A 25,568-nucleotide genomic window follows, 5' to 3' on the forward strand; every position below is an offset into this window, starting at 1 on the left:
ATGACGTAAAATATCATGGTATATATTAACACCCATTGGTAATAACTCCATCGTATCGTCAGTAAGTAAGTACTAACTTTGTAATTGAATTCTACTTTATTAAATGTTAAGTCTCTTAAGGATTAATTTATTTTTTTGTATTTTATATTAGTGAATTTATGTGAAAAATAGCGTAGAGAATATCAGGAATTATTATGACAGTGTGGATTACTAAAGCAGATGTACCAGAAAACTATTACACCATATCGAGTGGGTACATAGCTAATAGAGATATGGCTTATTTTTCTTCGGATCTTGGAGTTAAACCGCTAAAATACAATACTAATTGTATTAGAAATGCGTCTAAAGTTTCAATTGAGGGTATAATCGAAAACGTTCTTTCGCCGATATCACCAGGTGATATCGTTTTTGTCCAATTCCCAACATGGCTAGATTATGGAATTGAAAGTTTATTAATAAAAAAACTGATAGCATTATCTGATGTTAAAGTTTCTCTAGTCTTATGGGATGTTATCGCCTGGCTTTTTGATGACAGTGACAGAGATTTTACTGGAGATAACGAATTTCAATTAATGAACCAATGTCAACTAGTCATTTCGCCAAACGAAAAAATGACTGATCGTCTAGTAAAAGACGGGGGTATAAAAACAAAAATCATCAGCATGGGCCTTTCAGATTATTATTGTGAAGTTCCACCTTCCTTCAAAAAACAATTCAAAAAAGAGCTAACATTTGTTGGATCACTTAATAAAACGGATTTTTCTAATTATGATGGGAGGTTTTTGATAAACTTAATTGGGAATCCAAATGATCTGACAGAAGAGGAAAGGAATAAAAGTAATTTAAATATTATGGGAGAGTTGAATAATAGCGATATTCCTGGCCAGCTTAACGCAGGGTTTGGCTTGGTTTCTTATCATAATAGCAACAAAAGAGTAGAAAAAAGTTATTTTGGTGGCGCTGAAAGATATGGCCAATTCAATAACCCTTTTAAACTTTCACTTTATCTAGCATCTGGGCTTCCTGTTATCGTTGATCGCTATTCACCGCATGCTGAACGTATCAAAAAAGATGGGTTGGGATTGGTAATAAATGAGCTGAACGATATTAATGAAGTAGTAGGTTCTATTGATGAATCACAATATAATCGCATGGTTGAAAATGTCTGGAATTACTCTCTTAAACTAAGATCTGGTTTTTTTTCTAATAATATATTAAGGAAGGCAATACTATATCTTTCAGATGGAGGTGATTAATATTATGTTTTTTGGTAATTAACAGTAGGGGGGCGGATACATTGATTTTTTTAAAAAGTCATGATAAGTGTAAACGTCGTACTGTTAAGGTGCTTTTATTGGAAATACCGGTATCGACGGTGAGCGACCGCGTTGCTATGTTGGAAAAACGCCTCTGGTTGTCGTTGCTTCAGAGAACCACTCGGCAATTACCTCTGACGGATGCGGGTAAACACTATTTTGAGCATGCTGTTAAGGGATTAGTACATATCTTTGATGCGGAATCCTCTATTCTGATGCGATAGGAGAACCTTGTGGTGCATTAAAGGTTTCTGCTCCGTTCGATATTGGTAATCCACTCTTTACCACCATTATCGATGAAATGAATGAACGTTAGCCGTGTTTCAACATGGCAAACTACTGGAACAGGGGAAAACGACCGAGTTGATAAGCCACCGTCAGTACCCGTACACGGCTGGACGTTGGCACATGCAGTCGCGATGGCGTGCTCCCCAAGCCTTCACCCGTAAAGAGCTTAGATGGGAGCCGTGGCTACCGCCTAAACTTTTTGATGCGTTTACTGAACAGCAACAACAGGTACTGATTCGCTTTGGTCATCAACATTCCGACTATTTTCTGTTATTGGGTCATAACCAGCCAGTACTAGAGCAGCGGACGTTAATCGATAAAGGTATTTTCTATACCCCGGGCGGTCTGAGCCGCGCCGAACGTGAGCAGGCGGCAACCGTAGTGAGTAAGGTCAATGGCTGCATTTATTGTGCCTCAGTCCACGCGAGAAAAGCGAGTCAGCTCTCCAAACAACTCGAAGAAATTACGTTACTGTTGCAGGTACAACCGGGGGGTATATTATCCGCTGGACAGTCCGACCGCTGGCAAGCGGAGATTGAGGCCGTCGCCGCATTATCGCTGACGCCGCCGCGTTTAACCCAAGCGCACCTGCACGCATTACAACGCCACTCGTTAACGACCCTAGAAATCACCGATCTGATTCAGTCAGCGGCTTTTTTTGCTTGGGCAAACCGTTTGATGCTGACACTTGGCGAACCCTTTATCCCGGAACAGGAAGCGGTTGAAGGTGTGCAAAAGGTGAAGAGTGCGTGAGGGGAAGACAGTGCCTAATTCGGGAGGATACAGTTTAAACGCGATGATGGGTGAAGAATAAATATTAGCTTGTTTTCTGAGATTGATAGGCACCAGAAAGCCCGCAGGACGTTTAGGCCTTGCGGGCTTTTGCTATTTAGGGGAATTGTTTGCTAAGGGTCTGGTGGGCTAAATCGCACTATAACAGCAAAATGAATTATTATCTGACGTGTCAGGTCAAAATATTAGCAAGACAACAATATTAAAATCGTAAACATGATCCATTCATTGGGATAAAGATAAAGGACGGGCATGGCAGCATACTCAAATAAAGATGCGGAAAGGGAACTACGGGCAGCTTTAGACCAAGCGCCCACTAATGCAGTAAAGGGTGAATGGTTCTTTATAACAGAACAATCAGGGGTATCCTCGAAACAGGGAGTTACCTGTACGCCGATGGAAGCCATATTTTATCTGATAGCCATGCTTTAGAATGTATTCGCGACGTTGTCGACAAACTTGAAGCATCACAAAGACAGTCTTTCAATAAGGTGATTATTCGTTGGAAAAATTCCAGAATACCGCTAATGCGTGGTCGCGTGACGGTTGAAACATATTTTGATGAATCGATTGTCCCACGTGGTCCTGACCATCCGGTATATGAGCTTGCCGCTGCCGCAAGACGCGCATTTTGGATGAGGTATGGCGAACTGTAGGAGAGTTTTATTTCTGGGCTAGAGGAAGCAAATATCTACAACCAGACGAAATGGTTTGGTCCCCATCGTCGGATACATTGTTCAAAAATCAATAACACGCTGACATTAGCAACTGATGGCCTATCAACGCCATGGGCTGGGGTAGCTGAACTTGAAAACGGCGTTGAATGCGAGCTTTTCATGGAGCTAGATTTATCAGTTAATACCGCTCCGCAAATCGATAAATGGGCTCAATTATTAATTAACCTTGGTGATTTGGTTGCTGATAAATATCAAATTGCTACCGAAGTTAAAAAGTATGGGGCGATTCTGTTTTGCTCTCTTACGGATGACTACCAACCAATGACCGACGTCATTCTCAGCGATGATCCGCGTCAGATTGAGGATTTACCTTTTGGTCCCATTGCACTTATCTGTGTGACCCCGATAACTGATATAGAGATTGAACATCATGACCCGTCGGATGAATGGGCATCGAATGCAGCAAGACATGCACTCGCTGCAAGGTGGTTGCATAATTGATAATTACTGTATAGTCATTCGTCCAGTGTGAAGCTGACGCCAAAGTGAAGATTGCAGTAGTAAATTTTTACCCATTGTTCTGGTTTGAGCGACAATTAGATATGCCATCTCTTGGGATGATTGAGAATGGCATAATTGTCGGTATAACGATAAATCAAATGAAAAGGGTGGAGTTCTTTTTGCGTTTTGACCGAAATTTTCTGACTTGATAAGGAAATATATTTTGAGTAGACGACTTAATAGGGACTATCGAACCAAAATTAGAAATATCCCCCGACGCCTAAGAGCGCTTAATCGTTGGGCAGATAGTTTTCATGACCCTGAACGCGGTTACTTTTCAATAAGTGAGCGGTATTGGAATTTTAAAATTCCAGTCGATATTAATCTCGTTCAGGGTAAATACAGCACACTTAAAATCAAAGCAGCTTGTGCTCAAGCATTAGTTAATGCATGTTCAAATCTAATAACCGCTACTAAGGATACAAACTACAGTCCTCGGATTACCGCTGTTGTATGTCTTCCTGATATGTTTACAAGTGAAGTCTGCCTTTATCGATCCGAAGAATATTTTCAAGGCTTCTTAACTGAAGCTCGTACTGAAAATGGAGCTTCAGCTTTAATCAAAGATCGTAGCCTTGCCGCTGAATGGGGAATTGTTCTTCCAGCGAACGTACAAGAGGTAGGCGTTACTCTCGAGTATTATGGAAGTGAAGACCATGATGAGTGGTTCACAGGTGAGCGCTGGTATTATGGCCAAGTGACTTGAAAAATTGCTTTCTTGCGAAATTATTTCCTAGCACTTAGCACCCGGCCCGTGGTTGCACCAATTGCCGCTACAAAAACGTTGCTATGCTGACTTGCTTCACATTCTACTAATCTAATTGGCTGAGTTTAGACCTCGCGAGACAAATTAAAAACACAAAAAAGCCCGCAAGACATACGCCTTGCGGGCTTTTAGGACTTCAGCCAATGACTCTGGAATCATCTTCGAAGAATTTGGTGGGCTGGCGGGAGTTGATTTAATATTTTACCACTATGATATTGATATATTTTTTATTTAATTCAACTTTCATTGTATACCTAAACGTAAACCAATCTATTTCTATCAAGGGCGAAAGTACGAATTGATGAGCTGGATATTCTAAATATAAAATAAAAAAAATTTTTTCTAATGAAAAATCCTACACAGATTTCAACTGTGGAGTTTTATTTATATTTTTTCATATTGTTAAAGGGTGAAGAGTAGAGTGAACAATGATTCTATACTTTTGGTGGGCATGTAAATTATCCGATAGTATCGATGGGAGGGTATTAACTTTTTATAGATTTAGACTATCAATAGATAGTGATTAGCCGGTTTTTATTAAGGTGATATTGAAATGTTGTATGGAAAATAGTTTGATGGAATTCCTACACATTGTCCATTATTTGTTCCTTTTACATTTGAATAACGTAATAAACTAAATTGTAATGATTTTGTTAAAAGTTTAATTCACCAAGTAAACCTTTACTATTCTCTAATGGTCTAGTAAAGGTTTTTTTAATTATTTATTTGCATTATTTTTATTTTAAATTTACTGCAATCACTTACAGTGCATATACCTCCAAATAATATCTCTCCCGATTTACCAATCATGATGCCAGTGTCTTTTATAAATAAATCAGAGTATTTTTGATTAATTATTTTCCCTACTAAATCTTTAGTGAATATTGTATTGTACTCGACAATGAACTCATTTCTATTTTCTATTTCTATTTCTTTATGGCCTACAGTGACAGTAATTGGATACTCTACCATTGATGAAATAGTATTTTTATCATTTATCAAAGCTGATTTCTTCAATTTTTCAAAAAAATTTTGATATTGTTTATGTGTGTTTTTTCCCATAAGAAGATCCAAACGATGGTCAGTATTTTTATCGCTATTAGCTAACACCTGCGTGGAGGTAAAAACTAGAAACAGCAACATTAATATTGATTCTTTCAAGATTTCATCCTATTTAAAAGCAGATGACTCTTCCAGCCTTCTGCTGTAGAGAGCGGGAAGCAGGCGAGGTGGGCCTACTTTCTTTCCATTTTTATCATGGTTAAAAAAATAAACATATTTTAGCATACTTTTACGAACACCATCCATATCACCTCTGTTAGCTAGCTCCATTACAGGTGAAGGATCAGATACATTGTAACTAAATGATATTAACCCATCAAATTGAGCTTGAGTGAGAGGATGCTTATTTACTTTTCTCCTTAGATATCTTTCAAGTTTTTGCACATGCTTAGCCAATGCATTATTAACGTCAGTGCTTGATACCGATCGTTTGAGCTCTTCTTCCGTACAAATCCCAAAATGAGCAAGGGTGCCTACCCCCCAAGTACAATTTCCAGCACGTGGGCCCAAGTCATTGTAGTAATGGTATCGCACACCCTCGCGGGTTCTTAACTGGCTATAACCGGAAGAGCTGAACGAAAGCGAATCATTTATACCAGACATACTGTTATTTTCCCTTAATGTGAAATCTAAATGCGAAAATATTAATCTTCATGCCCTATAGGCCAATGTTTTAAATATCTAAAAACAATCTGTTAATTTAATAATTCCGATGGTATGCAAGACAAGGAAATCATATATATTTGTTTTAAATCTTGATCTATATCAAATTCATTTGATTCGTTCCAATACGATTTGAATTTTAGGATTTTTAATAGATTGGTGATTATTAATTGTCGTTTTTATTCATATATACAAGCCATTTTCTATCGATTAGGGTCAATGTGAATTTATGAGAGAATTTTTTCTGAATGTAAAAGAAAAATTAGTTTTTTTTATGAAAAATCCTACACACTGTACACCTTTGGTGTTTTCTTCTAATTTTTCATATTGTTAAAGGGTGAAGGATGAGGTGAAGAGTGAACAATCATCCTACACCTTTTACAACCGGTATAAAAAAACCGGCTTTCGCCGGTTCGGACACTACAACATGCGTTCATCACATTTCGGCAACCAATCGCCGTTGCTCTCTTCTTTCAAGTCTAAATTCGTCTGTATACCGTTCTTTGTCCGGCGACTGACATACTTAACCCCATATTCTCGCAAGATACTCTCTAATGCTTGGCTAAAACTTTTCATGCTTAACGGATTACGAAAGTTATTTGCTTCCATAAAGGTTAAGTAAGCGTGATAGAGGTAGCGTCTTGGCTGCATCGGTCTAATACTCGCATTGCCCATATAAAGCCCTGTCGCTTCCGGCGTAGAAAAGAGGTAGCCGCAAAAATCATCCATTGGATCGGCTTCACGCTTAATGCCTATCGCTTCCGGTGAGTTTTGGTGATTCTGTAACTATTATTGTAATAAAGATAAAAGAGTTTAATAAATCTATTAAAATTGGATAGCATGGGGTAACAGTACGATATATTTCTCCGTCATATCTGATGAGATTGTTGAGGAAATGGGGGGCTGAAGACAGGCATAAAAAAGCCTTAGACCGAAATCTAAGGCTCTTCTCAAGCTTCAAAACCAAGTGCATTTCAAGTGCAGATTGTTTTCACTTCTCTGTCTTTTCATCGTCCAACCTATTTTACTAAGTTGTTGATTCTTAATGCACTGTCCTGTCGCTGTTCTACTGTATTTGGTGGAGCTGGCGGGAGTTGAACCCGCGCTTTAGTTATGGTTAACTAGTTGTTTTATAATAAAAATAAACTAAGCAAGACTTTAAAGTGTATATTGAGTGTATATAGATTAATAGTCGTAACTATCAGACTTCGAGTCGGTAATTCCTAATATACCTTTCTCTATAAGTCCTTTTTGCATCGCTTTATAAATAATCGTGAAACTTGGGAATTTGAGCAGTCTCATCTTGTTTATTTTTATTTTATTGCATTGAATTAATAGTTCTTTCCTAGATACATTGAATGGGAAAGTATGTGTGCGAGATTGGTGATGGTAAGTTAGAAGTTTTGAGCGTTTTTTTACTGCTTTGAATATAGCATTAACTAACCATCCATCTAGGGATTTCATCTGTAGGTCATTATTAATTAATGGGTAAAAGCTCATTATTCCTTTGAAGAATATCCTATTGCTCCTACCATTCAAATAGGCGGTGATCATATCTTCTGATAAATTACCATACATATATCTTCTTATTTCACATATTGCACTGAGTAAAGCATCATCCTTATTATTTGCGGGTATTTTTAATGCTTTTAAAGGCGTTGATTTCAATGGTTGTATTAGATGTTTGTATAAGATATAGCTTATTTCTCGTTTTATTTTATTCACTGAGGATTCTTTTATAGAAACCTTATCTATAGATATAGAATATCCTAGGAAATCAACGCTATCTTTTCTTTTATAAAATTCTGACTTCATACTTTCTGGACATAATATGCTTATCCCCTCTGATTTATCTGAGTTGATACGCACTCCAACATCCCTAGCAAAAGAGGTAATGATATCTAAAGATTTTGTTATCTTGGAGTAGTCCTGAGACCAAATGATAGTGTCATCAGCATATCGTGCAAATTGCAAACCTTCCTTTTCTAACTGTTTATCCAGTTTCCAACATGCAAGGTTGGCTAAAAATAAAGATATCGAAGTACCTTGAGGGATCCCTTTTTCTCTACCTTCTAAAAAGGATTCTATTACATGACGTTCTTCTTGGCTGATAAAAAAACCATTGTTTTCGAATTGATTAAATAAATAGTCATGAGATATTTCGTCAAAAAATTTCGAAAAATCAAATTCAGCGATGAATAATCTAGAGTTCTGTGATAATTCTACAGCTATGTCTTGTATTGCGAAATGTACATTCCTATCATCACGATAAGCATATGAAAAAGAACTAAAACGATGCTTATTTTTACTTAATAATCTATGATAAAAGAGAGTTGAAATAGCGGCATCAGGGATTTGATACATAGTTACTTCCCTATATCCACCGGACGATTTGGCTATTTTATTTTTCTCTGGTTTGAATGGCTTGTAACTCTGAGATTCTATTTTTTTTGTAATAGAGTAAGCAATCGATTTTGAATGTTTTTTTACGTAAAAAGGATCGAATTTTTTATCCTTTGACCAATGAGGTGGCTTTTCAAGATTTTTAATATTTGAAGGTGATGATGATCGCTGATATTTTCTAGTATTCTCTAAGTGCAATATATTGTGATGGGCGTGATGACGCAGGGCTAGCTTTTTTGCTTCCTTATCAATGTATTCTACTATTTTTTCATATAGTTCCATTTTTTTCCCTTAAAAAAACCCAGCCGAAGCTGGGTTTGATCCACGGACACAACCTACGCAAAAGATAGTCACTACATACGTCAGGCAGATGTTTTATCCACTGATGTCCCTGCTTAGCATAGCTAAGTGGTAAGGGTGCCCGCTCACCTCTATAGGCATTAGTCTAATTTACTAAAAAATTATAAATATGTAAAACATTAGTTTCTTCAATGTTCAATACCAAAACTGTCAACCTAGTCTTGATCAACAATATTCAGTACTAATAATTCTTAAAAGTATACAGATTACTATTGTTAATACTGGGCATTATAAGTTAAATTTTCCGAAGTCTTACATCATAATCAGTTAAATAACTTCCATAATGCCTAAACAGCATCTCAGGTCCTCTGTGTCCCATCTGCGCGGCTAGCCAGAAGAGGTTTTTACCCTGGCTGATGTGTTTTGTGGCAAACGTGTGTCTCGTTTGATAGGGGTTTCTGTATCGCACTTTTGCAAGTTTGAGACTTGGTACCCAAGATTTTTTTCTGATGGAGGCTGAATTAGCCCATGGCTTAGATGTCTTTGGGTCTTCGAAAATATACTCACTTCGCAAACTGGTGAATTCTCTCATCGTGTTCAATGCAGTAATTGCTTGGTCATCCAAGTCAATTTTTCTATTCCCAGAGGTAGTCTTAGTTCCCTTAATAACTCCGACAACACTCGCTTTTTGTACATGAACTGTTTTATGTATGAAATCAACATCACACCATCTCAATGCGCACAGCTCTGAGCTACGCAGGCCAGTATGGAAGGCAAACTGGAAGAGGCATCTCCACTGTACATAACGACATGCATTAAGAATAGCGCCCACTTCTTGTGGAGTGAAAGGATCTATAACGTAGTTTTCTTTGCTATCGGGTACGGTTTTAGGGCGGTATCTTGAAGCGGTAACGAGTGATACCGGATTAACACTGATTAAGCCATCAGTAACAGCCTCATCGATAGCGCTTCGTAAAAACGATAGTAGGTTACGAATCGTTTTAAGCTTAGCATTTTTATTACTAATCCAAGCTTTCATTGAGCTGGCTGATAATTCAGTTACTGGCAGGTTATGCAAATCGACCAAAGAGCCAATACATTTCCGATAGCCATCTATAGTAGAAGGGGAGAGCTGTCGATTAATACAGATTTCAATGTACTCATCTAAATATTCTTTGACCCGCTTACTTTTCTTAACTTCGCCATAAAGTACAGCCTTGTTGGACTTTGGAAAGTAGTCAATGTAAGCAAAAGTTCCCAATGCTATTTTATTCTGTATCTCGCCGAGAAGCCTTGATGCGTACTTTAGGGTCTTGTTGTTTACATCCAGCCTAGAAAGGGATTCTCGGCATAGAATGCCGCGGTAAGTGAAAGTGATTTGAATTGTCTGTCCCGATTTGTGGCATCTTATTGTCACCCCCCTCGGTAATCTTTGATCTTGTTCTTCCTTGCCCATTTGCTGACCTCATCCAGATCGATCCATCGTTCTTTCACACCATCAACTTTCAACACCTGAACGCCCTCATGCCATACGGCTCTTTGGATTCGCTTATTGATAGCGTCAGACGTTTCCCCTGTTTCCTTACAGTAAGTCGAAATTGGTACGCAGTTCAAGCTCAGCATAATTATCTCCACACGTTCTCGCTACAACGAGAGTTTTAAGAGTAGGGGTTTCTGTAAAACCCCTCTATATATTCCCCACACATGAAAGAGTATTGATACTAATGTTATTATGTACCATTTGGGTACATTGTCAAGCAAAAGAATATCCTATCATATGGATACTCTTTCAATTTAGAGTCTGGTTTTACCAGAAAAGATAACTGTCCCCATGATCTTACAATTATCTTCGACAGGTATATATTTTTCAGGCCAATTAACATTTAGGGCCTTCAAATACTTTTTGTTACCTTCCTCAATAAGTCGTTTAAAGGTTGTTTCACCAGTATCTGTAAGTAAAGCGACAACATCATTTCCAGAGGCAGGGGGAACTGATGGATCTACAAAGATAAGTTCTCCTGGTTTGTAGTCATCTGACATCGACTCGCTAACTACTCGTAATACATAAGTAAGCGGTCCGCATGAGATAGGGCAAGGAAGCTTCTGTAGTTTATCTGTATCCATTTGGGTAAGTCCTTTTTCGTTCCACTCACTTACTTTCTCCCATGGAATAACCGGAACAGATCTAAAGTCATTTGACTTGTGAACTGGCTCGAAGGAATTATGTTTTTCTGTATTTTCTCGGTCCTGATCAAGCCAACCCTCAGGTAGATCGAAACATCTTTCAATGTGACGAGCCAAGTCCTCCCCAATATTTTTAGTGGGATTATTACCAAGTATGCGACTAGTTTGGGTTGCTTCTCTATCTATTCTTTCAGCAAAAAAAGAGTTCCCACCCGTTACATCGCGTAAATTTCTCGCGTTGCCGCGCCTAATTTCTTTGATAGTTTTCATAATTCCATTAGATGATTTGTATCTAAATGGTACAAGTTCCTTGAAGGAACTTTTTAAAGGTGTAATATGTTCCTTGGAGGTACATATGAAATGTTATTGGGATTCACTTACAGCTAGCGAACAGGAATCTCTAGCTATGGCTTCTGGCACAAGTCGGCAATATTTGAGGCTGATTTTTAATGGATACAAAAAAGCTGGTTTTCAATTGGCCATATCGCTTGAAAATTTGACCCATGGTCACGTTACAAAGCAGCAGTTACGTCCAGATATTTATGCTCGTTCAAATAGTTGAGTTTAGTAACCACAGATGTAAGGAGGTGGCAGTGGTGATAGGAAACTGGAAAATTCAGAAGCAACCTGGCTGGTACATCAAAGCTGTCAAAAAAACCATAACTGAGTTGGCTGGTGGTTATTCGGAGGCCGCTGAGTGGTTAGGCATCACTCAAAACTCACTCTTTAATCGCTTACGTACTGAAGGCGATCAAGTATTCCCGATCGGCTGGGCACAAGTAATACAGCGCGCCGGTAACACTCACTATGTTATTGATGCGATGGCTCGGGAGGCGGGGTGTATTTGTGTACCTCTACCAGAAGATGAGTTAGTTGGTGTGACAGATATCAACGAGAAACTGCTTGAGGTCTTTGAAGAAGTGGCTCGTTATTCACAGCAGGTCAAAAACGCTATTGAAGACGGCGAGGTCGATCATGAGGAGTTTGAGAATTTGAAAGTGGGTTTATATAGGTCGACTGTCAAAATGCAGGAACATTTAAATCTTGTTAGCCGAACATTTTGTAAGCCCGAAGAGGTGAACGCCCCGAGTTGCAGCTCAGGACGTTCGGTTGCGAAAAACACTTGTGTGGAGAATTAATCGCGTGAGCATTGTAACAGCAGAAGAGAAATTGCCGCAACTGAGAGTGTTGCCGGTCCGCGGGGCCAGTTTCCAACGCTCTACTGCTATACGTTGATGGTATATGGAAAATGGATCCCTGTTCACCACAGTTTTGCCGAATGGATTGTGGGGGAGTTCAATCAAATGGCCAAGGAAGGCGCAAATGGAAAAAGAATTCATTAGGCCCTGGGTGGCACGTTATCGGAATTCCCATGGCGTTGAAGTTCAAACGGTTGGGGTAGATATCATTAACCACCGAGTCATCTATCGGCAAAAAGGGTACCCACACGACTGTGTATGCCCACGTAGAGAATGGTCCAAAAAGTTTAAGAGGGAACCATCATGAGCGTTAAGTTGAGTTCATATGTATGGGACGGCTGTGCCGCTGCAGGAATGAAGTTAACGAGCGTGGCCATCATGGCACGCCTTGCTGACTACAGTAACGATGATGGGGTGTGTTGGCCCAGTATCGAGACGATAGCTCGGCAACTTGGTGCCGGGGTTTCAACCATCCGAACGGCGATCGGCAAGCTTGAGAAAGAAGGGTGGTTAACTCGCCAGCAACGACGTTCGGGAAATCGTAATGCCCCGAATATTTACCGATTGAATGTGACTAAGCTTAGACAAGTTGCTTTATCTCATACGTCAGATTCTGAACCCTCAAATTCTGACGGGTCAAAATCTGACGCATCAGAAGCTGACCGGTCAAAATCCGACGCGTCAGAATCGAGCAAAACAGGCCATTTTCACCCCCCAGAATCTGGCGGGGATCCGTCAGTAAATTCAAAACCAGATCCATCATTAAATTCAAAACCCTTTTGTCAGGTTGCAGCGCAACCCGACGCGCAAGTTTTACTCACAGACCAAGCTAAGCAAGTCCTGAAACACCTGAACTTGACCACAGGATCACGGTTCACGAACTGCAATTCGTCACTGGAGCACATACGGGCCAGATTACGCGAAGGGTTTACCCCTAAAGAACTGCAGCTGGTGACTGAATACAAAACCGAAGAGTGGCGGGGCAGCGAACAGGAGCAGTATTTGCGACCGGTGACATTGTTTATACCGAATAAGTTTCCAGGATATCTGCAGAAAGCAGGCCGGTGGCAAGAGGCGGGTAGGCCAAAGCGGGTAGATGGGAGATGGGTCCAGCTAGATGTTTTCTCTAGAAATAGTACCCTAAGTTACCATATTCCTGCTGGGTTTCGGGGGGAATAATGGTAACCGAAAATAGAGTCTCAAATAAGACTCATGATAAATGTACCGTTATAGGATAGTTAATAATTGAGTACATCTGTGTAATTAATATACTAATTAATGCCGGCCGCATTAGCCGTTAAAAATAAAGCTAATTTCTAGTAAAGGAATTAGCTACTAAAGGCAGAAATATTACTCGTATAATGATGATTAATGATTAAGAGAGAATTTTTGGAATCGCAAAGCATTATATAGCTGAGTTTAGATTTACGGAAAAGTAAACAATTACGTACTATTTAAGTATTTTCTTCAATTTAACTATAATTACATTATTTTTATAGATAGGGGTTGGGGCAGAGCACTTTACCTCAGAAGAGGTTCGTCAAGTCTTGTGTTGGATTTTAAAGTCTAATGAATAAGATAAAAATATACTTATTTTTAAGGAGTTATATAAAGAGTATTTTGCTGTACTGCATGATACATTAATTAAAACTCTCAAATTTTGTGTGCGGAAAATAATTTTTTAATAATATATGGTTCATGATTAATTTCATGATGAATTGAGCATTCATAATCAGTTAATATTAAATAATGTATCCAGGCTTTTTTTATCTTCGTTAATATATAAATATTTTTTTAAGAAAGCCAGTTTATTATCTGATGGTGAAAGTATTATTCACTATGGAAATATTAATATTTTCAGATGGGTATAAAACCGATTAATAAACTCTTCCGTATGTATGCTCAACTGTAGTTATTACATATGGTTGAATTGGTCCTATCTAACGTACTGGTATGGTGCCATTTTTTTATAAATAACCATTTACCCTATAAATAATTTGGTAACAACAGTACGGTTTTATAGATAAATAGATGAACGCCGCTAGGTCAACAAAAAGTAATTCTGGTACTAGGGTAGATGATCACTACAATTTTAACGACTGTAATTTATCCTGAGGTTGTAGAAAATTTTTTGATTGGAACTCAAAGCTACAAGCTTGTATTTGAGATAAATTTTTTGTAAATTGTGGTACTATGAAGAATTAATCAATTTTTGGTGCTGAGAATGAGCGATCATGCAGAGAGCCTGGCTCTAACTTCTAATCAAATGAAATATAAATGTAATCCGAAACATAGAAATGGAAAACCAGAGTCGGACAAGACAATGTGGTTAGTCAACGAACATCAGGAAGAAACTTACTTTTGGGATTCAGTTGAAGAAAATTATGTATGTGATAAAAATTGCTATTGGTGGGTTGATGTTACTATAGGCACGAATGAAAAGAAAATAATCGGACAGACAGATACTAATTATGCATACATTGCAAAATTTAAATCAGACCGTAATAATGAATGGCATGGTTACCCGGTGACGGGAGAAAGAACACCACATGATGTCCCGCATACGACTATTTTGAATGAATGGAAGAATCTTAATTTTTTTTCTAAAAAAGAAGTTACAAATTTAAGAAGGGGGAGAGGTTATGTCAAATCTTGCTCTTGATCTTAAAATAGAGGGGGATTTTATAGACTCCTTTATCTACTCAGGTGTTTTATATCTACTCGATTCTGATTTTATATTTACATCTTATTCTTGGAACTCTCTATGTGATTTCATCTTAAAAAGGAATGGTTTCAAGTTTGATGATGCGAGTATTATATTACAATACGCTAAAGATAATAGAGGCGATAATAAATCTGAGCATACAATAGATACAATTATTACTAAGGGTGAACTTATCTCTTTAGAGAAAGACTCTATATATATTAATACTTGGCCATCCGATATAAACTTGTTTTCAAATAAGCTATATTTTTCTGGCGATGATGGTGTTTATTTTATAGGGACAGAGTATGGGACGGCTAAATTTGAAAAAAGACCTATAAAAAAGGTATTTGGTATGAAGAGTTTCTCTATATCTCCGAATTCAAATAACAGACTCGCTTTGGCTGTTGGTCGTGAAGGTGTGTTTACATCAACTTTAAAAAGTGGAGATAAAATTCCTCAAGAATATAAGGTATCTGATAGCAATAGTATTGATATAGATTGGATGAATGAAAATCTTTTCATAAACTCAGACGAACTAATTGTGGAGGAGTTTTCTAAGATTGATAGTATAAATAAAGTATTATCTAATGATTTATTTATGATGATAAAAAAAGAAATGTCGAAAGAATATAGTGATGATTCTTTATTTAGTCAGAATCTGGATAGGAAAGTTTACAAGGAATATGTTAGAGGGGTTTTAAATACACCCCCTAAAACTTTGTGTTTAAACGATAGTTATAAATATGGTTGGTCTAGTGGTGATTGTGATTTCATTTTAAATAAAGATAATGTTATTTTTGCTCAAAATAATATGTCTGGTGAGAGGGTGAACATTAGTTTAAAGGGGGATGTTTCGGGTTTTATTAAAGTGAGGACATCGGGTTGTGGAACAATTATAGAGTCAAAGGGTGGTGCCTTATATATACTTTCAGAGACTGGCGCTAAAGAAATATCTAATGATTTTGTTTCTTGGCGAGTTTATCCTAGGGCAAGAAATCACGCTAATCACTTACATATAATAAATGATGAAAACATAAACATTAAAGTTTATAATAAAATTAGTTCTATTTTAAACACATATTGCTCTAAAAATCATGAAGATGAATATATATTTAAAATATCTAATTTGATTGGTTAGGTTGTTTTTGTGTAAGTGGTGGTTTTAATTATAACTACCACCTTAATGCAATTTTTAATACGAGATGAGATAATTAATGATAAAGATAAATTCCAATTTCTAATGTATTTTTTTATAAATATACGACTCGTAAAATTACTAATTTTACATTGGTGAGTATGTTGATTTATTTTCTAATTTTATTTACTTAAGTTACTTAAAGTTCTCATTTTAAAAATAATTAAATCTAGCTAACGTTTATATTTTAACAGGTTATCCTTTTTTATATAATTAGTTAGGGGTTGTTATAACTCTACCGGGTTATTGTGTTTACATTACCACTTGAAATAGTTATTTTATTCGTTTGCCGGTGACAGAAGTAGATTAAAATAGCCTACTATGAGTATATTCAGATACTATAACTACACGCCCCCAGTGGAAACATCCAACATAAAGACATAGAGGAATTATTATGAAGCATTGGTGGGTTAATCAGAATCAGACTTTTGCACACGAAGTTGGTGGTGGCTACTTATGGTCACCCAAAAAAAAGGCCGACGGAAGTCGTAACTACTTTTATGATTCGATGACAAGAGTCGATCCTGGAGATTTAGTTTTTTCTTTTTGTGATACATACATCAAAGCGATTGGACGTGTTATTGGCCATCATGAATCAAGATCAAAACCAAATGAATTTGGTGAGGTTGGAGATAGCTGGAGTACTGAGGGGTGGTTTGTTCCCGTCGATTTTATTTTCATAGATAGACCTATCCGCCCTAAAGATCACATAGAAAGTCTATTACCACTACTCCCGCACAAGTACTCACCTCTGCAAGATAATGGTAATGGCAATCAAGGTGTGTATCTAACGGATGTTCCTTTAGATTTAGCTGAGGCCTTACTTTCGCTAATGGGACCTCAAGTCGAGGCATTGATAAATGACTTTAAACAACCTACAACTGAAGTTTCAGAGATAAGCGATATTGTAACTGACAAAGTTTTGCCTGAAACACAGAAGGCACAACTCATCCAAGCACGAATAGGTCAGGGGCTTTTTAGAACTAAAGTTAGCCAGATTGAACCAAAGTGCCGAGTGACAGGCATGACAACCCCACAATTCCTCATTGCAAGCCACATTAAGCCATGGGCTAAGAGTGATAACAGTGAGCGAATAGATGGCAACAACGGACTGTTACTCGCACCTCATATAGACCACCTCTTCGACAAAGGGTACATATCTTTTACAGATGAAGGTGAAATCCTCAAAAGTAGCTCCCTGGACGAAATGGTTTTAGCTTGGTTAGAAAACTCAATCATACCAACACCACTGAATACTAAACAATGTGTCTACATGGAGTATCATCGAATTAATATTTTTAAAGAATAGTCAATCTACTACGACAAACTGTTGGTCTATATTGGTTTTTTGGTGATCACCAATAAGATAATGAATTTATGGAAGTATGTTTTTTCAATTTTTTATTTATATAGGTAAGAGTAAAATAGAGGGGGTTGGTGATGGCTAGCATTGGCATAATAGAAAGAATAATAGATTCTCAATTACTCTGTGCGGTAGTTTCTTCATTGTTTACAATTTTTTTAAAAGATCGATATGATCGTAGGTTTAGACCATTTTTTTCACATTCTTATTCTAAGCAATTAGAAGGCATTAACTTGCTAAAATCTCCACCAGAGCAGTCGAAAGACCCACTTCATTTAGCTGTTCAACAAGCAAAGTTAAAATCATTTGGACTACATCCTAACTGGTTTTTATCACGGCGATTGATATCTTTCTCTACATGTGAGAATGGGTTTAAATCACATACAATCAATACAGTTATCCGTTATTCAGGTGCATACTCAACTCAAGATGGAAAAATCTATATTCACAAAGGAAGTTTTTTGACGCTTTTCGGTCTCCTAATTGCTGTAATGGTAATTTGGATCTCGCCAATTTTTTCTAGAATAAACATTCACTCTCATCGTGATTATTTTTGGGGTTATTTTTTCTGTTTGAATTTTGCTTTGATGGTTTGGTTTTGGATGCTTAAAATAATACTGGATATAAAGATTTTTAGTAGGGAGTTTAATAAGTATGAGTGCGAAATTATCATCGATGGTGTGAATTATTCTTACCCAATTTGTGGAGAGGGTATTGCATTAATCGAGGAAGAAAATACAAACTAGTTTTAAATAAAATTTTCAGTATGATATGAGTCTGGTGTATTTGCAGTATCACCAGAAAAGGTTGGTCCCTTTCATTTGCAGATGATAGGGGCGGGACTGGTTAAAACGAAACGTGTGGAGAATATGATGCTACCTACTAATGGGGTTAATACGCCCAAAAACCGTCTTACGAAAACTGAGTCTACAACTCAGCCTTCTAATCTTCCTGTCCTGGCATATCAAGAACAGCGTGTTGTTACTACTGAGACTTTGGCATATGGCTATGGCACGACGGCGATCCGCATTCAACAGAACCATATTCGCAACTCAAAAAGATTTATCGAAGGTAAACACTATTACCGCCTTACTGGAGATGAGCTGAAATCGTTCCGACTATCTTTCAGCGAGTCGGTTAATAAACATACGACCTCACTGATCCTTTGGACTGAACGTGGCGCATCTCACCACGCAAAAATGTTGGAAACCGATCAAGCCTGGGATTTCTTCGAAAAATTAGAAGACAGTTATTTCAATGTTCGTGAAGTGTATGGAGTAATGCTTCCTATCATTCACGACCCAATACAGCTGGCCAGAGCCTGGGCTGATGCGATGGAAGCAAAACAGCAGGCAGAAGCATTAACCTACCAGCAAGCAGAATATATTGAACAACTCGAAGAGCTCTTTTCCGAAGGATTAACGCCGGTTCAGTTCTGCAAACGGCTAAACGGTGTGAACACAACAAAGGTCAACGCCTGGCTGGAAAGTAAGCACTGGTTATATGATGAAAAGCCTAATAGCACACATGCCTATTTGCGAGTTAAATCCGCTGCTCGCGATAAATACCTTACCGAAAAATCATCACAAGTTTCTCCTAGTCCCTCATTAACTTTCACCACTTACCAACCGGTTCTATTACGGACTGGTGCTGTATGGCTTTATCGTAAATACCTTAAAGAAGAACTCCCAATGAAGATAACTTGGGACGGTGCTTTTACTCATGATAAATACTTGGCGGGAGAACTGTAAATGAGAGGACAAGCGAAAAGTCATCTGTTTGGTTGCAATAGCACGCATAAATTTCGGAAGAGACAACCAGAACTGGATTTAACACCGGAGCAATTCATTGCGCTTGAGGAGACTCAGGCTTACCTTTCAGCACATCCAGAAAGTATCAGTTATGAAGATGGTCAGGCATATCTGTGCCCCTCGTTATGCGACCGATATTTACAGTTATTGGGTAACAAACGGCTGAGGAAGTTATTCCGTCGGAAGACAAAATCATGAGGTTATTACTCACCCCAGACGTAGCACCCCGTTCCGGTACCGTGATATTACGACCGGGCAGAGAACAGTTATCGATGTTTACCCATGGGCGGATTGTTGTTAGTCCAGCCCCATCAGCTTTAAACTTTTTGCCTTCTGGCCCACTCAGTGACGTTGAACAGGACATGATGGCTGGTGGTGATTGTCAGGTACAAGAAGAAATCCAAAAGCAGTTGGTGGCTTTCATGGTGGATCCGGAGTCCCCTCAGTCATTAATGCGAAAGGCTAAACGCCTACTGTGGATTAATGATAAATATACGCGCTGGGTTAAAGCTCAGCGATGTGTGTGTTGTGACCAGCAGGCAGACGATCCGCATCATGTCATTGGTTATGGGCTAGGGGGAATGGCTACTAAGGCACACGACCTGTTTGTGTTTCCGCTGTGCCGGCTGCATCACAATGAGCTGCATGCCGATCTGGCCAAGTTTGAAAATAAATACGGGCATCAGCTGGTGCTGTTGTTCCGATTTCTCGATCACGCGATTGCAGTCGGTGTGATTGGTTAACCCTGAAAGTGGAGATAAGGGCATTATGAAAAGAAATATACCGTTATTAATGGAAAGGTTTGGCGGCTGGGCTGCATCAGATAGTAGTGGGGTGGATTACTCACATATCGCGGCTGGTTTTAAAGGGCTACTGCCACCATCAAAGGGTAGCCATCGACTAAGTTGTTCTGACAGCGATGGACTAATCATTGATGGCTGCATGTGCCAATTAGCCAAGAAACGTCCCGAAGAGCATAAACTATTGGTTGCACACTATATCTATGGAATACCCAAAAGACAGATCGCTAAACGACTAAAAAGAAATGAGAAGTGTATTAGGGTAGATATTCAACTGGGTGAAGGGTTTATTGATGGTTGTTTATCTATGGTTAATCTAGTATTGGATATGGATATAAAATGAATGTCAGAATGGTAGTTGCCTGAAAAATTATTATTCCTCGTCATCTTCTGTCATTTTTTTTAACATCTCTTTTTTTAGCCTTTCATTTTCAGTACGGTGAATTAGTTTGCTTTTGAATTTTTGAATCTCGTCCATAGTAGAATGGATGAAAAAAAATGAATATATGGATGATGAAATCAGTCCTAGAACAATTGTGAACATTTTCATGTAAAGCTTGGAAGAGTTAGGGACGCTTATAAAAAATATTGATATTGTCAATGCAGACAGGATGTAATAGATGAATAATAAAGTTAATCTTGTTTTTTTAACTTTAATAATTGGTCTCAATCTTCGTAGTTCAGTATCAGTTAATGATGGATGTTCATCTGATTCTGGTAATTTGAATAATGCTTGAACGCAATAGCTGGCAGGGAATAAAAGGATTGTAATTAGCAGCCAAGGGGTTGGAGTTTTGTCTAAGGGAAGAAACTTCCCAAATAGATGAGAAAAGGCACAACCTATTAAAAAAGCAAGGACAAATTTAATGACAAAAAATTTGAAATTCATCCTTTTCACCTAATAGTTTACTTTGGTTTAATTTCACCAGCACCTATCTTAGAGTGCAGCCACTTATGCATCTGTAAGTATAAATGATTTTCATCGATTAGTCCATCATTATGCTGTATACTTATCGATCCTGATAGTTTTAGTTCGCCACCTTTTATGGTACCACCTCCTTGAAGGGAAATTTCAATGTCATCATCATCTGAATGTCTAAGAGAGGTCGCAAGAGTATCCATAAGTCTTTGCCCATCTTTATCAGTCTTTCTTAAGTAAGTTATTTCTAAATTTATCTGTATATTACTATCGTCTAAAGAGTCTTCAAGTCTAAGTTCACTAAACCAATTTTCTCCGAATGCAGCCTTTAATATATTGCCTCCTTTTCCAGTAGGCATGAATTTTATTTTTTTTATTTGTGAGTTGTTATTATTAACTGGGTTTACTTCGTTTTTTATTTCGATAGTGTTGTTATCAACTTTATTTTTTACTGGTACGCTCCCTATGTTTATTTTTTTCACAGGAGTGTTCTCAAGCCTTTCGATAGTACTTTCGGTTGGTTTATCTTTTAGTAAAAGAATACTATCATCATTGAATGAATCACTAAAGTTGTGAATGAGCCAGTTTAGATGTGTTTCGAGATCCTTAGAGCGTAACGAATTCGACTGCACCATAACCAAATCATTACCCTGTACACCAAAATATAATATGGAATCTACAAACTCTCTTTTTATTTTCTCTTTTTCTTCCTGAGATATTCCTTCATCTGCTTCTAACTTAATTTGTTGTGAGGTTATAGCATTGATATCGTAAAAATCGACGTCATCGCTTATCGTGAGAAGTGCTTGGCTTTTTCCTTGTTCGAATAGTATAAGCTGGCCAAAAAGAATGCTCTTATAATTATTACTCCGATTGATTAAACGAAACCCACTCGTACTATCAGATGGTGAAATTTGTTCCCTTCTCATACCAACTTTAGGTGCAGTGCCTGTATCCGAAATTATGGAGCCGAGAATTGACTGTAAGTCAAAGCCGCAATTTGAGATAGCCACTCTTTTATAGTAAATTGTTTTATTTCTGTTCTGTCTCAACATTTCAAGCCCTTGAATTATATTGATTAACGTGGTATGAAGAATAAAATACTTCATATGGTCTATTCTACGGATTTTCTATGAAAATGAGATACCAGCTAAAGCATAGAAAATAAAAAAATAGTTACCGCGGTCCGCATTTTATCGTGTAATTTACTCAGAGTGAACTTCTTTGATGAGGTAACCTATGAAAAAATATAAGTTATTTTCATGATTTATCTAAAAATTCCCTAAATATAGACATACATTTCAGTCTACTGTTTTTTTATACAGTTATTTCTGTTTTTTGTATTTCTGTTTCTTGAATGTATTTAGGGTTATGTAGTAATCAATTTAGAAATAGCACCAACTCTACCTATTACTAGAGACTTAGTCTGCATTGTGATCTACTAAATTAATAAAGGTGTAAATGGTCTATCCATTATCAGAAACTTCAACTGTGAAATGGGCGACTGGAAAAGTGTTGGAGTACTTAACCAGTCATCTGCTCATAACTCGGATCACAAGCAAACCAAGGCCCACCGCTTTTGCGCGAAAGCGTAGTGAGCTTATCAAGGCAAAGCTTATTGATCTATGAAAAGCATTTCACAAGAAAACACATTTGCGATGTATCACGCAGATTGCCTTCAGGTCTTATCTTCATTGTCAGATAATTCCATCGATCTGATTGTTACCGACCCACCTTACTTTAAAGTTAAGCCCAATGGATGGGATCATCAATGGAAAGGAGATAGTGACTATCTATTGTGGCTCGATAAGTGCTTAGCTGAGTTCCAAAGAGTGTTGAAGCCAGCAGGGAGTCTTTATTTATTCTGTGGCCATCGCTTGGCGGCAGATATCGAAATCATTATACGTCGTCGTTTTAATGTGCTGAACCATATAATTTGGGCTAAACCATCAGGTCGCTGGAATGGCTGTCATAAAGAAAGTCTACGCAGCTATTTTCCGGCTACTGAACGTATTCTGTTTGCTGAGCATTATTTGGGACCCTATACAGGTAAGGACACCGGATATAGGGCGAAATGCGATGATTTAAAGCGTCATCTTTTGACCCCACTCATTGATTACTTTCGTCAGTCGAAGGCATCGTTGGGGATCAGTGCCAAGCAGATAGGTGAAGTAACGGGTAAGCCAAATATGGTTTCCCATTGGTTCGGCAGTAGCCAGTGGCAGCTACCAAATGAAGATGACTATGCCAAGTTGCAGCAGCTGTTTATGGATGTTGCCCAACAAAAAGGGCTCAGTAATCCGTTAAGCTCGTTTCATTCACCTCTTGTAGCTAATTATCAAACACTCTCTAAGCAATATCTCGAGCTGGTGGACGAATACAAATCACTGAGACGTTATTTTGGCGTTTCAGTCAATGTGCCCTACACCGACGTATGGCAGCACAAACCGGTTCAGTTCTATCCAGGAAAACATCCCTGTGAAAAGCCAGCCGACATGCTCAAACATATCATTGAAGCCAGTAGCCGTCCCGGTGAACTGGTCGCTGATTTCTTCATGGGTTCGGGATCTACTCTGAAAGCTGCGCTTCTCTCTGGGAGAAGGGTGCTTGGGGTAGAGCTTGAAGAAGATCGCTTTAACTTAACGGTTGAAGAGATTCAGAATCTACTCTCCGCACACCACCCAGACTCTGGGTAAGTCATCCCCTCATTCGAGCGGGAGAGCATCATCCGCATATTGAGGGGGCATAATGTCCGAACCACTATCCGGTACCGGAGCTGCTGCAACAGCTCTGGCCGGAGTTAGTTTGTATGGCTTGTTGGCAGGTACTGATTACGGTGTTGTATTTGGTGCTTTTGCTGGGTCAACGTTTTATATCACTACCGCAAATAACCTTGGCTATTTCAAACGTATCGCGCTCTTCGTTGTTTCGTTCATTTCGGGCGTGCTTTGTTCTGGACTGGTCGGTGCGAAACTCTCGGAGTGGACTGGCTACATAGAAAAGCCATTGGATGCGCTTGGTGCTGTAATTGTTTCAACGCTTGCCGTGAGATTACTCACCGTATTGAGCAATTATGATTTCACCAGTCTTCTTGAACGTCTACGAAGAGGGAATGGGGATGCTAATAAATGAATATGCTGCATGTGTTAATACTCTCCTCAGTACTCTAATAGTCCTGGCTATTTCACTTTATCGACGTGGTTATTCTACTTACCGACCGGCTATATCGTGGTTAGCATGGTTAGTGGTGATCACCTACGGCAGTATCCCGCTTAGATATCTAACAGGGCAGTACGAAGCTACACACTGGGCAGTAGTATTAGCCAACTTATTTATATGCATCATGATTTTTAAGGTGAGAGGGAATCTCGCTCGGATCATCGACTTCAGGTTTTAAACTATGAATAAAAAACAATTTCAACAGGCGGCTAAATTAAGCGCCGGCCTGACTACGCGTTGGTTTCCGGTGGTAACAGCTGCGATGGATGAATTTGGTATCACTGCACCATTGGACCAAGCAATGTTTATTGCCCAAATAGGGCATGAGTCAGAGGGTTTCACCAGGATAAAAGAAAATTTTAATTACACACCGGTGGGATTACTTACAACCTTTGGTCGACGGCTTAGTCGTCAGCAAGCTTATGCACTTGGTCGCAGTGAGGGACAGAAAGCTCAGCCACAGGCGATCGCGAATTTGGTGTATGCCAATCGGCTGGGGAATAAAAAACGAAACGACGGATGGCTTTATCATGGGCGGGGATTGATACAAATCACCGGTAGAGAAAACTATGCAAAATGCGGGGCTACTTTAGGCGTCGATTTGATCAGTGAACCTGAACTTCTAGAAATTGACAGTTATGCGGCGCGCTCGGTAGCTTGGTTTTTTACCCATAAGGGATGCATGTTGCACAGTGGGGATATTAAGCGTGTGACACTCATTATTAATGGTGGAACGAATGGGCTAGCCGATCGGGCTCGGCGCTTCAATTTAGCTTGTTCCTTTTTGGTGTAGAGAATGAAAGTGACCACATTATGGATTGTTACTCTTATCATGTTCTTCATGATCAGTAGCGGTATTTCAGGTGTATTAGCTTATCGTTACAAAGCGGCACTGGACCGCGCTGAGCAGGCAGAAGGGCAGATAGCTCTGCAAGGTAAGGTGATTGAAGCACAGCAAGATCAGCAACGGGTCGCAAACGAACTCTCCCACAAAACGCTTCAGGCCAATCAACGTACTCAAGCGAATGCTGAACGGATCCTCATTCAATATCGAGAGGTGCTGAAACATGAGAAAACCTGTGATTTTGCTGTGCCTGCTGATATCGCTCACGGCTTGCTCGAGTACACGGACAGTTTACGTACCCGCGCATTGTCAGGCACTACCAGCCGACTTAATCGCACCAGTACTGCCTCCACTACCACCGGGCAGTTAACCTATTGTCAGGCTGTGTTATGGATCCATCCTCTCTTGTCTGCCATTGCACAGGCTAATGAGCAATTGTTGGCTATTCGTCAGTTTGAACAACAGGTAATAGCAAATCCACCAGTCGATTGATTTACCA

28 protein-coding genes and 3 pseudogenes are annotated in these 25,568 nt (G+C 38.7%); 22 read left to right on the forward strand and 9 right to left on the reverse strand.

The window, feature by feature from the left end:
* The first annotated feature begins 194 nt into the window (after positions 1-194).
* From HGT71_RS05765 to HGT71_RS05785, 6 genes and pseudogenes are all read left to right on the forward strand, one after another.
* The gene (locus HGT71_RS05765; RefSeq protein WP_214216974.1) at positions 195-1,256 is read left to right on the forward strand and encodes a glycosyltransferase; all 1,062 of its coding nucleotides are present in this window, start codon (positions 195-197) and stop codon (positions 1,254-1,256) included.
* A gap of 98 nt (positions 1,257-1,354) precedes the next feature.
* A complete protein-coding gene (locus tag HGT71_RS05770; protein ID WP_177173130.1) occupies positions 1,355-1,540 on the forward strand; it encodes a LysR family transcriptional regulator in 186 nt (61 codons plus the stop codon).
* Between the two features lie 169 nt (positions 1,541-1,709).
* A pseudogene (locus tag HGT71_RS05775) lies at positions 1,710-2,357 on the forward strand (alkylhydroperoxidase domain protein); the annotation flags it as partial.
* A 291-nt stretch (positions 2,358-2,648) separates the two neighbouring features.
* Entirely contained in the window at positions 2,649-2,828 is a 180-nt protein-coding gene (locus HGT71_RS15760; protein WP_241595487.1) for a hypothetical protein, read from the forward strand.
* Between the two features lie 404 nt (positions 2,829-3,232).
* The gene (locus HGT71_RS15765; protein WP_241595485.1) at positions 3,233-3,574 is read left to right on the forward strand and encodes a hypothetical protein; all 342 of its coding nucleotides are present in this window, start codon (positions 3,233-3,235) and stop codon (positions 3,572-3,574) included.
* Between the two features lie 223 nt (positions 3,575-3,797).
* Positions 3,798-4,340: a DUF3916 domain-containing protein gene (locus HGT71_RS05785; RefSeq protein WP_214216975.1), complete on the forward strand. Its 543-nt coding sequence runs from the start codon at positions 3,798-3,800 to the stop codon at positions 4,338-4,340.
* A 774-nt stretch (positions 4,341-5,114) separates the two neighbouring features.
* Here the strand turns inward: HGT71_RS05785 and HGT71_RS05790 are convergent.
* From HGT71_RS05790 to HGT71_RS05815, 7 genes and pseudogenes are all read right to left on the reverse strand, one after another.
* Positions 5,115-5,561 carry a hypothetical protein gene (locus HGT71_RS05790; protein WP_214216976.1) on the reverse strand — a complete coding sequence of 149 codons (447 nt, stop codon included), beginning with the start codon at positions 5,559-5,561 and terminating at the stop codon, positions 5,115-5,117.
* A gap of 9 nt (positions 5,562-5,570) precedes the next feature.
* Positions 5,571-6,065 carry a lysozyme gene (locus HGT71_RS05795; RefSeq protein WP_214216977.1) on the reverse strand — a complete coding sequence of 165 codons (495 nt, stop codon included), beginning with the start codon at positions 6,063-6,065 and terminating at the stop codon, positions 5,571-5,573.
* A 480-nt stretch (positions 6,066-6,545) separates the two neighbouring features.
* Positions 6,546-6,911: pseudogene (locus HGT71_RS05800) on the reverse strand (winged helix-turn-helix domain-containing protein); the annotation flags it as partial.
* A 399-nt stretch (positions 6,912-7,310) separates the two neighbouring features.
* A complete protein-coding gene (locus HGT71_RS05805; protein WP_214216979.1) occupies positions 7,311-8,810 on the reverse strand; it encodes a reverse transcriptase domain-containing protein in 1,500 nt (499 codons plus the stop codon).
* A gap of 313 nt (positions 8,811-9,123) precedes the next feature.
* Entirely contained in the window at positions 9,124-10,284 is a 1,161-nt protein-coding gene (locus HGT71_RS05810) for an Arm DNA-binding domain-containing protein (protein WP_214216980.1), read from the reverse strand.
* Positions 10,242-10,451, reverse strand: a complete 210-nt coding sequence (locus tag HGT71_RS15770) for an excisionase (RefSeq protein WP_244986423.1) — start codon at positions 10,449-10,451, stop codon at positions 10,242-10,244. Before HGT71_RS15770 ends, HGT71_RS05810 begins: the two co-directional genes overlap by 43 nt.
* 171 nt (positions 10,452-10,622) lie before the next feature.
* Entirely contained in the window at positions 10,623-11,282 is a 660-nt protein-coding gene (locus HGT71_RS05815) for a S24 family peptidase (protein WP_214216981.1), read from the reverse strand.
* Positions 11,283-11,367: 85 nt separating this feature from the next.
* On the opposite strand from HGT71_RS05815, the gene HGT71_RS05820 reads away from it, so the two are divergent.
* The 11 genes and pseudogenes from HGT71_RS05820 to HGT71_RS05870 all read left to right on the forward strand — a co-directional run bounded on the left by HGT71_RS05820 (position 11,368) and on the right by HGT71_RS05870 (position 20,430).
* Positions 11,368-11,574, forward strand: a complete 207-nt coding sequence (locus tag HGT71_RS05820; RefSeq protein WP_214216982.1) for a transcriptional regulator — start codon at positions 11,368-11,370, stop codon at positions 11,572-11,574.
* Between the two features lie 37 nt (positions 11,575-11,611).
* Positions 11,612-12,151, forward strand: a complete 540-nt coding sequence (locus tag HGT71_RS05825) for a YmfL family putative regulatory protein (protein WP_214217322.1) — start codon at positions 11,612-11,614, stop codon at positions 12,149-12,151.
* 184 nt (positions 12,152-12,335) lie between these two features.
* Complete coding sequence (locus HGT71_RS05830) at positions 12,336-12,518, forward strand: DUF4222 domain-containing protein (protein ID WP_214216983.1); 183 nt, start codon at positions 12,336-12,338, stop codon at positions 12,516-12,518.
* On the forward strand, positions 12,515-13,390 hold the full coding sequence (locus HGT71_RS05835) for a conserved phage C-terminal domain-containing protein (protein ID WP_214216984.1): 876 nt from the start codon (positions 12,515-12,517) through the stop codon (positions 13,388-13,390). The genes HGT71_RS05830 and HGT71_RS05835 overlap by 4 nt, the downstream gene beginning before the upstream one ends.
* Positions 13,391-14,435: 1,045 nt before the next feature.
* Positions 14,436-14,873, forward strand: a complete 438-nt coding sequence (locus tag HGT71_RS05840) for a hypothetical protein (RefSeq protein ID WP_214216985.1) — start codon at positions 14,436-14,438, stop codon at positions 14,871-14,873.
* Entirely contained in the window at positions 14,854-16,056 is a 1,203-nt protein-coding gene (locus HGT71_RS05845; RefSeq protein ID WP_214216986.1) for a hypothetical protein, read from the forward strand. The genes HGT71_RS05840 and HGT71_RS05845 overlap by 20 nt, the downstream gene beginning before the upstream one ends.
* Positions 16,057-16,507: 451 nt before the next feature.
* Positions 16,508-17,422, forward strand: a complete 915-nt coding sequence (locus HGT71_RS05850; protein WP_214216987.1) for an HNH endonuclease — start codon at positions 16,508-16,510, stop codon at positions 17,420-17,422.
* A 131-nt stretch (positions 17,423-17,553) separates the two neighbouring features.
* Positions 17,554-18,222 (forward strand): hypothetical protein, encoded by a 669-nt coding sequence (locus tag HGT71_RS05855; protein WP_214216988.1) that lies wholly within the window; start codon positions 17,554-17,556, stop codon positions 18,220-18,222.
* A gap of 126 nt (positions 18,223-18,348) precedes the next feature.
* Positions 18,349-19,227, forward strand: a complete 879-nt coding sequence (locus tag HGT71_RS05860; protein WP_214216989.1) for an ORF6N domain-containing protein — start codon at positions 18,349-18,351, stop codon at positions 19,225-19,227.
* A 452-nt stretch (positions 19,228-19,679) separates the two neighbouring features.
* Positions 19,680-20,030: pseudogene (locus tag HGT71_RS05865) on the forward strand (DUF968 domain-containing protein); the annotation flags it as partial.
* A gap of 25 nt (positions 20,031-20,055) precedes the next feature.
* Entirely contained in the window at positions 20,056-20,430 is a 375-nt protein-coding gene (locus HGT71_RS05870) for an antiterminator Q family protein (RefSeq protein ID WP_214216991.1), read from the forward strand.
* 30 nt (positions 20,431-20,460) lie between these two features.
* Here the strand turns inward: HGT71_RS05870 and HGT71_RS05875 are convergent, their stop codons facing one another.
* Together HGT71_RS05875 and HGT71_RS05880 are read right to left on the reverse strand one after the other, a co-directional pair.
* Positions 20,461-20,976, reverse strand: a complete 516-nt coding sequence (locus tag HGT71_RS05875) for a hypothetical protein (protein ID WP_214216992.1) — start codon at positions 20,974-20,976, stop codon at positions 20,461-20,463.
* A 17-nt stretch (positions 20,977-20,993) separates the two neighbouring features.
* Positions 20,994-22,061: a hypothetical protein gene (locus tag HGT71_RS05880; RefSeq protein ID WP_214216993.1), complete on the reverse strand. Its 1,068-nt coding sequence runs from the start codon at positions 22,059-22,061 to the stop codon at positions 20,994-20,996.
* 570 nt (positions 22,062-22,631) lie between these two features.
* Between HGT71_RS05880 and HGT71_RS05885 the strand changes: the two genes are divergently transcribed.
* Genes HGT71_RS05885 through HGT71_RS05905 form a run of 5 tightly spaced genes read left to right on the forward strand, consistent with a single transcriptional unit; the run spans position 22,632 to position 25,561 of the window.
* Complete coding sequence (locus tag HGT71_RS05885) at positions 22,632-23,702, forward strand: DNA-methyltransferase (protein WP_214216994.1); 1,071 nt, start codon at positions 22,632-22,634, stop codon at positions 23,700-23,702.
* A gap of 52 nt (positions 23,703-23,754) precedes the next feature.
* Complete coding sequence (locus HGT71_RS05890) at positions 23,755-24,138, forward strand: phage holin family protein (protein WP_214216995.1); 384 nt, start codon at positions 23,755-23,757, stop codon at positions 24,136-24,138.
* Positions 24,125-24,403, forward strand: a complete 279-nt coding sequence (locus tag HGT71_RS05895; protein ID WP_214216996.1) for a phage holin family protein — start codon at positions 24,125-24,127, stop codon at positions 24,401-24,403. The genes HGT71_RS05890 and HGT71_RS05895 overlap by 14 nt, the downstream gene beginning before the upstream one ends.
* A gap of 3 nt (positions 24,404-24,406) precedes the next feature.
* On the forward strand, positions 24,407-25,018 hold the full coding sequence (locus tag HGT71_RS05900; RefSeq protein WP_214216997.1) for a glycoside hydrolase family 19 protein: 612 nt from the start codon (positions 24,407-24,409) through the stop codon (positions 25,016-25,018).
* A 3-nt stretch (positions 25,019-25,021) separates the two neighbouring features.
* Positions 25,022-25,561 (forward strand): hypothetical protein, encoded by a 540-nt coding sequence (locus tag HGT71_RS05905; protein ID WP_214216998.1) that lies wholly within the window; start codon positions 25,022-25,024, stop codon positions 25,559-25,561.
* The last annotated feature ends 7 nt before the right edge of the window (positions 25,562-25,568 follow it).

Source organism: Rosenbergiella epipactidis (assembly GCF_018494055.1).
Classification (GTDB): Bacteria; Pseudomonadota; Gammaproteobacteria; order Enterobacterales; family Enterobacteriaceae; genus Rosenbergiella; species Rosenbergiella epipactidis.